Annotated in this window: 1 tRNA gene; it reads right to left on the bottom strand. The window is 24.4% G+C overall.

Annotated elements, in window-relative coordinates:
- Window positions 1-435: 435 nt before the first annotated feature.
- Window positions 436-512, bottom strand: a tRNA-Ile gene (locus CIGNP109_RS08290).
- Window positions 513-627 lie beyond the last annotated feature (115 nt).

The following is a 627-nucleotide window of genomic DNA, read 5'->3' on the forward strand; positions in this document are numbered from 1 at the left end:
AATTCAAAGCTCTAACAAGTCCTGTAAAATTGTTTTAAATATTAAAACTTGATTGTGACTTTTAACAATGGTAATTTAAGTAACTTTACTTTTCAAAGCTAAATAAGATTAACTTGAAATGTGAGTGGAATTATACAATATTAATATTAAAATAAGCTTAAATATAAAACAATTTTCAAAAAATATTATAATTTTTTGAAAATTTGTACTAAAATCTAGTTAAATAATTAAAAATTTAATATTATTAAAAATTTTAATACAAAATGAAGCAATTTTAGGTAAATCAAAAAATATAAGAATATAGTATTTGAAAAATAGAAATTATAAATTTTAATCAAGCAACATTAGATTTTAAAAAATTTAAATAACAAAGATCTTGAGAATTACAAACATGATATGCTAATATGAAAAATAAAAACGGATAAAAATGAATAATGGTGGGCCTAACAAGACTTGAACTTGTGACCTCACCCTTATCAGGGGTGCACTCTAACCAGCTGAGCTATAGGCCCTTAATAACTACTTTTAAAAATCAATCCCTCAAACCTAAACAAGTGTGATTGAGACTCCTCTTAAGCGATAATTGTGAGATTATCACTTTGTACTCTAGAAAGGAGGTGATCCAAC

Source organism: Campylobacter sp. P0109 (assembly GCF_002138755.1).
In the GTDB taxonomy this organism is placed as follows: Bacteria; Campylobacterota; Campylobacteria; order Campylobacterales; family Campylobacteraceae; genus Campylobacter; species Campylobacter devanensis.